The 8,660-nt window shown below is 67.0% G+C and carries 4 protein-coding genes and 2 pseudogenes; 5 read left to right on the forward strand and 1 reads right to left on the reverse strand.

The window, feature by feature from the left end; genetic code table 11:
- The 5 genes and pseudogenes from D7Y15_RS40485 to D7Y15_RS40510 form a co-directional block, all read left to right on the forward strand.
- Positions 1 to 616, forward strand: a pseudogene (locus D7Y15_RS40485) (serine/threonine protein kinase); the annotation flags it as partial.
- A gap of 108 nt (positions 617 to 724) precedes the next feature.
- Positions 725 to 2,614, forward strand: a complete 1,890-nt coding sequence (locus D7Y15_RS40490; protein WP_121755921.1) for a serine/threonine-protein kinase — start codon at positions 725 to 727, stop codon at positions 2,612 to 2,614.
- A gap of 101 nt (positions 2,615 to 2,715) precedes the next feature.
- The gene (locus tag D7Y15_RS46160; RefSeq protein WP_233605277.1) at positions 2,716 to 4,623 is read left to right on the forward strand and encodes a serine/threonine-protein kinase; all 1,908 of its coding nucleotides are present in this window, start codon (positions 2,716 to 2,718) and stop codon (positions 4,621 to 4,623) included.
- 254 nt (positions 4,624 to 4,877) lie between these two features.
- A pseudogene (locus D7Y15_RS46165) lies at positions 4,878 to 5,596 on the forward strand (IS5 family transposase); the annotation flags it as partial.
- A gap of 82 nt (positions 5,597 to 5,678) precedes the next feature.
- A complete protein-coding gene (locus tag D7Y15_RS40510) occupies positions 5,679 to 7,706 on the forward strand; it encodes a serine/threonine-protein kinase (protein WP_121755923.1) in 2,028 nt (675 codons plus the stop codon).
- Here D7Y15_RS40510 and D7Y15_RS40515 read toward each other — a convergent pair.
- The gene (locus D7Y15_RS40515; protein ID WP_121755924.1) at positions 7,703 to 8,506 is read right to left on the reverse strand and encodes a pseudouridine synthase; all 804 of its coding nucleotides are present in this window, start codon (positions 8,504 to 8,506) and stop codon (positions 7,703 to 7,705) included. The two genes, D7Y15_RS40510 and D7Y15_RS40515, sit on opposite strands and share 4 nt — an antisense overlap.
- Between the last annotated feature and the right edge of the window lie 154 nt (positions 8,507 to 8,660).

The raw sequence follows: 8,660 nt of genomic DNA on the forward strand, positions 1-8,660 counted from the left end.
ACCGCCACCTCCTCCCCCGTCCCCGCCCCCGTCAGCCCTCGCGTGGAGTGAGACCCGGGTGCGCAGTCTGCTCGATGACGTGTATCGCCTGAGCAGGAACAGCAAGGAGCTGACGCGGGCCGCGAAGCTGGTCCAGACCTGCGTGGACGCAGTGCCTGACAACGTGGACTGCCGGCTGGCGGCGGGCCTCACCCACGAACGGCTCCGGTCCATCGACAAGAGCGTGAGCCACTACCAGGCCTTCCTGCAGTACGCGCCCCCCACCGATCTCCGGCGGAGCGCCGTGACGGATCGACTGGCGGCCTTGCTGCAGCGCAAGCCCCAGGCGCAGACGCCCGCCAACGAGGCGGAGCTGGAGTCCTCCCGAAGCGCCGTCCTGATGCACCTGACGCGAGGCCACCCGAAGGAAGCACTCGACGCAGCCAACCAATGCGTGGCGCGGCTTCCCCGGGAGCCGGACTGTTACCTGTTGCAGGGTGACGTCCTGGCGAAGATGAATCAGGCCTCGGAGAGCACGCGAAGCTATGAGCGCTTCATGGCGTACGCGCCCGCGAATCATCCGCGGCGTCCCGATGTCGTGCAGAAGCTCGTCGAGCTGCGGGCGACCGCCCCCTGAGAACCCCTACGGCTTCACGCTGTCCGCGGGAGGGGCTGCTCGCGGGCCCGGCAGGCAGGGGGCCTTCATTCGGGCTTTGCTGGCTTCCGTATAGGATGCGCGCCCCATATGGAACTGCAAGCCGGAGATACCTTCGGACGGTATGAGTTGGTGTCCTGGCTGGGCCGGGGCGGGATGGCGGAGACGTGGCGCGCCCAGCTGGTGGGCGCGGCGGGCGTCACCAAGTCCGTGCTGATCAAGAAGGTCCTTCCGGAGTACGCGGACGACGAGGCCTTCATCTCCATGTTCATCAGCGAGGCGCGCATCTCCGCCACGCTGTCCCACGGCAACGTCGCGCAGGTCTTCGACTTCGGACAGGTAGAGGACGAGTACTTCCTTGCCATGGAGTTCGTCGACGGCAAGCCGCTCGACAAGGTGATCAAGCGCGCGAAGAAGGCGGGCCTGGGGGCGCTGCCGATTCCCGTGGCGGTCTTCATCGCGATGGAGATGTGCCGGGGCCTGCACTACGCGCACTCGCGCACGGACGGCAGCGGCAAGCCGTTGGGCATCGTCCACCGGGACATCTCTCCGGACAACGTGCTCGTCAGCTACGAGGGCCAGGTCAAGATCGTCGACTTCGGTATCGCGAAGGCGCAGCTGCTGCGCGGCTTCAAGACGGAGCCCGGCGTGGTGAAGGGCAAGTACCTCTTCTTCTCCCCGGAGCAGGCGCGCGGGGAAGAGGTCGATGCACGCACGGATGTCTGGGCCACCGCTGTCGTGCTGTACGAGTTGCTGTGCGCGAGGCTTCCGGTGGAGGGGCCGCCCCAGACGGTGATGATGAAGATCGCCGAGGGGCAGATTCCCGCGCCCACGACGCTCCGGCCGGACCTGCCCAAGGAGCTGAATGCGCTGGTGATGCAGGCGCTGGCTCCGGACCGTGAGCGGCGCTTCGAATCCAGCCATGCCTTCGGGGATGCGCTGGCGGAGTTCCTCCATGCCCACTACCCGCGCTTCTCCTCGCTGAGCCTCGCGAACCTGTTGCGCGTGCTGTTCCGCGCGGACCTGACGAACGAGGGCCGCGAGCTGTCCGTGCCCAAGACCTTCCATGACGAGGCGAGGAAGTGGGGCGAGCCCGCGCTGGCGAAGCTCCTGGATGCCCCATCGCCAGAGCAGATCCAGACCCGGCGGATGGTGCGAGCCGTCGCGAAGCCTCCGCCCACGGAGACGACACAGCCGGATGCGCCCACGGTTCCGTCAGGTCCTTCGCGCAAGGTGCTCTACGGCGCGAGCGCGGCAGGAGGCCTGGCCGTGGCTGGAGCCTGTCTCTGGCTCCTCGTGGGCTCGCGTTCGCCGGAGCCCGTCGCACAACCCGCGCCCGTGCCCCAAACGGTGGCGGTCGAAGCCCCCGCCCCGAAGGTCGAACCCGAACCGCCCGCCCCGAGTCCGGTGCAGGAGCCGGAGACCGTGGCGGAGATTCCGGCGGAGGTTCCGGACACGAGTCCCACCGAGCCAGAAGCCGCGCGGCCCGCGCATCCCACCCGGAAGCCGGCCAAGCCCGTCCGCGCGACCCAACGCGTCCAGGCCGAGGAGCCCGTGCCCGTCGTCGAGCAGCCCACGGTCGTCGCGGCCAGCGCCGTCCAGGAGCCGCGGCCCGCCGTTCCGGAGAGCGAGCCCGCGCCCAAGAAGGGAGTCTTCGGACTGCTCGACTCCAAGCGGCAGGAGGTGCAGCAGAAGGTCTCCTCGCTCGTGAAGACGAAGCAGCAGGAGGTCCAGCAGAAGGTCTCCGGCCTGATGCAGAGCAAGGACTACGACGCGGCCCTGGAAGCGGCCAACGACTGCGCGGCGAACAACCCAGACATGCCGGAGTGCTATCTCATGCTGGGGGCCGTCCACGCGAAGCTCAACCATCCCCGGGAGAGCACGCAGCACTACGAGACCTTCCTGAAGCTCGCACCCACGGACCACCCGCGCCGGGCGAAGGTCGTCGAGATGCTGGGAAAGACCGGCAACGCGGGTTGAGCGGTCCGCCTTTCCACTCGCTGACATCCCAAGCGGCCGAGCAGGAGAAAGACAGTCTCGATTCTGTCCTCCCTGGAATCTGGGTTTAGAATGTCCGCCCCATGGCACTGCAAGCGGGCGACGTCTTCGGGCGGTATGAGCTGGTCTCCTGGCTGGGCCGGGGCGGCATGGCGGAGACGTGGCGCGCCCAATTGGTAGGCGACGCGGGCGTGACGAAGCCCGTGCTCATCAAGAAGGTGCTTCCCGAGTACGCCAACGACGAAGCCTTCATCTCCATGTTCATCAGCGAGGCGCGCATCTCCGCCACGCTCTCCCATGGAAATGTCGCCCAGGTCTTCGACTTCGGCCGGGTGGATGGCGAGTACTTCCTGGCCATGGAGTTCGTGGACGGGCAGCCGCTGCACCGCATCCTCAAGCGCGCGTTGAAGAGCGACCTGGGTGCCCTGCCTGTTCCTGTCGCGGTCTTCATCGCGATGGAGATGTGCCGGGGCCTGCACTACGCGCACACGCGCACGAACAGCAGTGGCCAGCCGCTGGGCATCGTCCACCGGGACATCTCCCCGGACAACGTGCTGCTGGGCTACGAGGGCCAGGTCAAGATCGTCGACTTCGGCATCGCCAAGGCGCAGCTCATCCGGGGCTTCAAGACGGCGCCCGGCGTGGTGAAGGGCAAGTACCTCTTCTTCTCTCCGGAGCAGGCGCGAGGGGAGGACGTGGACGCGCGCACGGACGTCTGGGCCACGGGCGTCGTGCTCTATGAGTTGCTCTGCGGGAAGCTGCCGGTGGAGGGGCCGCCGCACGTGGTGATGATGCGCGTGGGACGCGGGGAGATTCCCGCGCCGAGCGTGCTCCGGCCGGACCTGCCGCGAGAACTCAACGACATCGTGATGAAGGCGCTGACTCCGGACCGGGAGCATCGCTTCGAATCCAGCCATGCGTTCGGGGATGCACTGGCGGGGTTCCTGTATTCGAACTTCCCGCGCTTCTCCGCCATGACCATCGCGCACCTGTTGCGCGTGCTCTTCCGGGGAGACCTGGCGCAGGAGGGCCGGGAGATGTCCGTGCCGGGCTCCTTCCTGGAGGAGTTGAAGTCCTGGAGACAGCAGGCCCTGCCGGAGGAGCCGGTGACGCCGCCGCCCTCGACCGAGCGCCACACCCGGCGCATCCGGGTGGCCACTCCTCCACCGGTCACGGAGACAACCCAGCCTCGGTCCATCGTGGCGTCCCCTGGAACCTCACGCCCGCTGATCTATGGGTTGAGCGCGGGAGGACTGATGGTCGTGGGCGTGAGCGTGTGGCTGCTGATGTATGCGCACGCGCCCGTGCCCCACGAAGGAGCGCCGCCGCCTCCGACGCCGATCCGCGCGCCCGTCACTGTCGAAGCGCCAAAACCAACGCCTGTCGTGGCAGCCGCGCCCATCGTGGCACCGCAAGAGAGGGTGGACGACACCACCCCGACCACTGACGAATACACTGTCTCAGGTGTCAGGATCCGTCCCGACTCCATTGACAAAATACAGGCAAGAGTCCGGGAACTCATCAGATCTGATCTCAATTCAGCACTTGAGCTGGCACAAGCCTGCGCAGCCAGAATGCCCAAGATCCCCGAGTGCCACCTCATGCTCGGCGTCACCCATGCCAACCTCAAAGACTTCAAGAAGAGCGAGCAATCCTACGAGACATTCCTAACACTCACCCCTGCAGGCTACCCCAAGAGAGATCTTGTCATCAGGGCCTTGGAGCAAACGCAGAAATCGAATTCGCCGCACCACCTCGCTTCCGTGAAGGAGGGCGATGCAGTCAGCGAGGTGAACAAGGAATGGGTGCGGACGCAAGCGCTCTTCAGGCAGCTCAAAATCGTCCACGGCTGCGAGGCCATGCCGATGGCGTGCACCCTCTACGGCAGGCTCGCGGACGACTTCGACGAGGGCGGCAGCAGGACACCGACCCTCAAGCAGGTGAGGAGCATGTACGACCTGCTCCAGGCCGTGCAGCGTCGTCAGGAGTAGGCGCCCCCAGGTGGCGCGCCCAGTCCTACAGTTGTAATTGGGAAGAATCGATCCTCCCCCTCCTTTTTCTTCAACAAGCGGAGGACTGCGGAGTCTTCCGAACTACAGCTGTAGGACTAGGGGGTGTCCCTAATTATCTGAAGAAAGGTGCTGGAGGCCGAGCGGCCGCCAGCCCCGTGGGCAGGGTTGAGCTTGCAGGGAAAGGAAGAGCTGAGCACCCCTGGTGAGTGCACCGACATGAGCTGACGGACGAGCAGTGGAAGCAGCTTGAGCCACTCATCCCTGCCCGACGAGGGCCGCGCACCAAGAAAGGTGACCGGCAGTTCGTCAATGCAGTGCTCTGGCGGGTGAAGACGGGCGCACCCTGGCGTGACTTGCCAGAGCGTTACGGGCCCTGGAAGACGGTCTACAACCGCTTCGGGCGCTGGGCGACCCGAGGAGTATGGGAGGGGCTCTTCAAGTCGCTGCAGTTGCAAGTGGATGATGTCGGCTCGCTGATGGACGCCACCATCATCCGGGCGCATCAGGACGCCGCGGGCGCAAAAGGGGGGGCCGATGCAATGCTCTGGGCCGTTCTCGAGGAGGCTTTTCTTCCAAGGTCCACGCCCTGTGCACCACCCAGGGACAACCGCTCGAAGTGACGCTGACGCCTGGGCAGCGCGGCGACGTCACTGAAGCCGAGCACCTCATTCAGTATGCGCACGGCAAGGCGCTCATCGCCGACGCCGGCTATGACGCCGACCACCTCGTGCAGGCCGTCCGGGAGCGCGGAATGAGGCCCGTCATCGCGATGAATCCAACGCGCAAGCACCACCGGCGCCGCAACAGTCGCGCCCTCTACCGGCTGCGCATCCAGGTGGAGTGCATGTTCCACCGCCTCAAGCGCTTCCGCGCCGTGGCCACCCGCTACGAGAAGACCGCCACCAACTACCTGGCGGTCCTCCACCTGGCCTGCATGATGCTTTGGCTTAATTAGGGACACCCCCTAGAGTGCCTTCATCCTCAAAGGCGTATTTTCAATCACCAAGCGATTCTAGACGCAGGACTTCCAACCCATGGCACTCCAGGCAGGCGACACCTTCGGACGGTATGAGTTGGTGTCCTGGCTGGGCCAGGGCGGCATGGCGGAGACGTGGCGCGCCCAGCTGGTCGGCGACGCGGGCGTCACCAAGCCCGTCCTCATCAAGAAGGTCCTCCCCGAGTACGCCAACGACGAAGCCTTCATCTCCATGTTCATCAGCGAGGCGCGCATCTCCGCCACGCTGTCCCATGGCAACGTCGCCCAGGTCTTCGACTTCGGCCGGGTGGACGGTGGGTACTTCCTCGCCATGGAGTTCGTGGACGGCCAGCCGCTCCACCGCTTCCTCAAGCGCGCGATGAAGAGCGGCATGGGCACCCTGCCCGTTCCCATCGCCGTCTTCATCGCGATGGAGATGTGCCGGGGGCTGCACTACGCGCATTCACGCACGGACAGCAGTGGCCAGCCATTGGGCATCGTCCACCGCGACATCTCCCCGGACAACGTGCTCATCAGCTACGAGGGCCAGGTCAAGATCGTCGACTTCGGCATCGCCAAGGCCCAGCTCATCCGGGACCTCAAGACCGAGCCCGGCGTGGTGAAGGGCAAGTACCTCTTCTTCTCCCCAGAGCAGGCGCGCGGAGAGGACGTGGATGCGCGCACGGACGTCTGGGCCACCGGCGTCGTGCTCCATGAATTGCTCTGCGGGAAGCTTCCCCTGGAGGGACCGCCCGCGGTCGTGATGATGCGCATTGCTCGCGGCGAGCTTCCATCGCTGAGCGAGTCACGGCCGGACCTGCCGGCGGCGCTCCAGCGCATCCTCCTCAAGGCCCTGCATCCGGACCTGTCCCAGCGCTTCGAGTCCAGCCATGCCTTCGCGGAGGCCCTCGCTGGCTTCCTGTACGCGAACCACCCGCGTATCTCCTCGCTGAGCCTGGCGCATCTGCTGCGGATGCTGTTTCGTGAAGACCTGCTGTCGCATGGCCGCGAGCTGTCCGTCCCGGACTCCTTCCAGGAGGAGCTGGAGTCCTGGCACGAGCAGGAACCGGCACTCGCGAAGAAGCCCCTGCATCCCAGGCCGCTGCTCCATACCGGCAGGATCCCCCTCCCCGAATCCTCCAGCGTCGAAATCGTGGAGGAGGAGGCCCCGTCCGCGCTCGCCCCCGCGACCTCGCGCAAGTGGATGCTGGGATTGAGCACCACGGGTGTGGCGCTCGGGGCCAGCGTCCTGTGGTTCTTCTCCTCCGCCGTGCCGCCGGAGCCCCTTGGAGCCGCGAGCCCCATCGAGCGTCCCTCCAGCACGGTTCAAACCCTTCCCAATGATGCACGGCCTTCCGCGGTCCCCCAGACGATAGGCAGCGCGCCCCTCACCGTGGCCCCGCTTCCGGAAGCGCCCCTGTCGCTGGCCAACTACCAGGACCGCGTCCAGGCGCGCGTGCAGCAGGGAGCGATCCAGGACGCCGTGGACCTGGCGCACCAGTGCGCGAAGCAGTTCTCCCAGGAAGCGGAATGCCAGCTCCTCCTTGGGATGCTGTACGCGCGACTCAATGACAGCCGCACCAGTGTGACGCACTATCAGCGATTCCTGGAGTACGCCCCGGATACGCACCCCAGCCGCGCGAAGGTGGTGCGGGTCCTGGACGATGCGAAAGCCCTCTCGTCGGCCTCCGGCCGCATCGTGAAGCCGGAGACCTTCGCCGACATGATGGAGACCGGCCGCACGGCCTTCCGCGACGAGAAGTACCCGGAGGCCGCCGCCACCTTCCGGAACGCGCTGGCCATGAAGCCGGGCTCGGTCGAGGCGAAGCTCGAGCTGGGCCTGACGCTCATCAAGCTCAAGCCGGGCACGTCCAAGGACCACAGGGAGGCCGTGAAGCTCCTGGAGGCCGTCACCTGGAAGGATCCCGGCATCCGGCGAGCCTGGCTGGGTCTGGAGACCGCCTACACCCTGGTCGGAAACAAGGCCAAGGCCAAGAAGGCCCATGACCGGTACCTGCTGATGTCCCCCAAGAACATGGCGAACCCAGCGAAGGCGAGAGAGCGGCTCAAGAACATCGGCTTCTAGTCCGCGCCGGGTTGGAACCCCAACCCCTCCGCCACCTCCACGTCCGTCAGCTCGCGCCACGCCCCTTCCGCCACGTCCAGCACCACCCGCCCCACCGACTCACGGTGCAGCGTGAGCACCGGGTGCCCCACCGCCGCGAGCATCCGCTTCACCTGGTGGTGCCGCCCTTCCGTGAGCGTAAGCGCCACCACGTCGGGCGCACGGAGCATGGCTTCCGCCGGGCGCGTGGGGCCGTCCTCCAGCGTCAATCCCTCTCGCAGCCTCGTCAGCGCCGCCTCCAGGGGATGCCCCTCCACGCGCGACACGTACCGCTTGGACAGGTGCGTCTCCGGCGCCGTCGAGTGCCGCACCAACCGTTCGTCGTTGGTGAAGAGCAGGAGCCCCGTGGTGTCCCGGTCCAGGCGCCCCACCGCGTACCACTCGAAGCCTTGAAGCTCCGGCGGCAGCACCGCGCGCAGCCTTTCGAAGACAGTGCCCACGCCTTCGGGATCCGACCCGTGCACCACCGGCCCCGAGGGCTTGTGGAACATCAGCGCCTGCACCTGGCGCGTCAGCACGCGCTCCACGCCGTCCACGCGCACCCGCGTCCCCTGCCCCACCGGCGCGAACGGCTCCCGCTCCACCCGGCCGTCCACCTCCACGCGGCCTTCGCGTATTGCCTGCTCGGCCTCGGTCCGGGGCAGCACGCCGGCCCGGCCCAACGCTCGCGACAGCCAGTCCGCGCCCGGGCCCGCCGGGGTCTCCGGTCCCCTGCGCCTCGCGGCCTCCAGCCACCTGGGCGTCCGTTGCTTGCGCGCCATGCGTCCTCCCGTGTGCCGCCCGCTGTATCAGATGCGTCACGCCAGCGGATTTCCCCGAACACCCTGGACATGAGTACGGGCAGGGGGCACCACGCCGTTTGACTCCCCCAGGCGGCTCTGAGCATGTGCGCGCCCGCCGTGTCCACGCCTCCCT

The organism is Corallococcus sp. AB030 (assembly GCF_003668965.1).
GTDB classification, from domain to species: domain Bacteria; phylum Myxococcota; class Myxococcia; order Myxococcales; family Myxococcaceae; genus Corallococcus; species Corallococcus exiguus.

Coding starts and splice junctions, on each gene's coding strand:
- D7Y15_RS40515 (WP_121755924.1), bottom strand. CDS start 8,506: ATGGCGCGCAAGCAACGGACGCCCAGGTGGCTGGAGGCCGCGAGGCGC.
- D7Y15_RS40490 (WP_121755921.1), top strand. CDS start 725: ATGGAACTGCAAGCCGGAGATACCTTCGGACGGTATGAGTTGGTGTCC.
- D7Y15_RS40510 (WP_121755923.1), top strand. CDS start 5,679: ATGGCACTCCAGGCAGGCGACACCTTCGGACGGTATGAGTTGGTGTCC.
- D7Y15_RS46160 (WP_233605277.1), top strand. CDS start 2,716: ATGGCACTGCAAGCGGGCGACGTCTTCGGGCGGTATGAGCTGGTCTCC.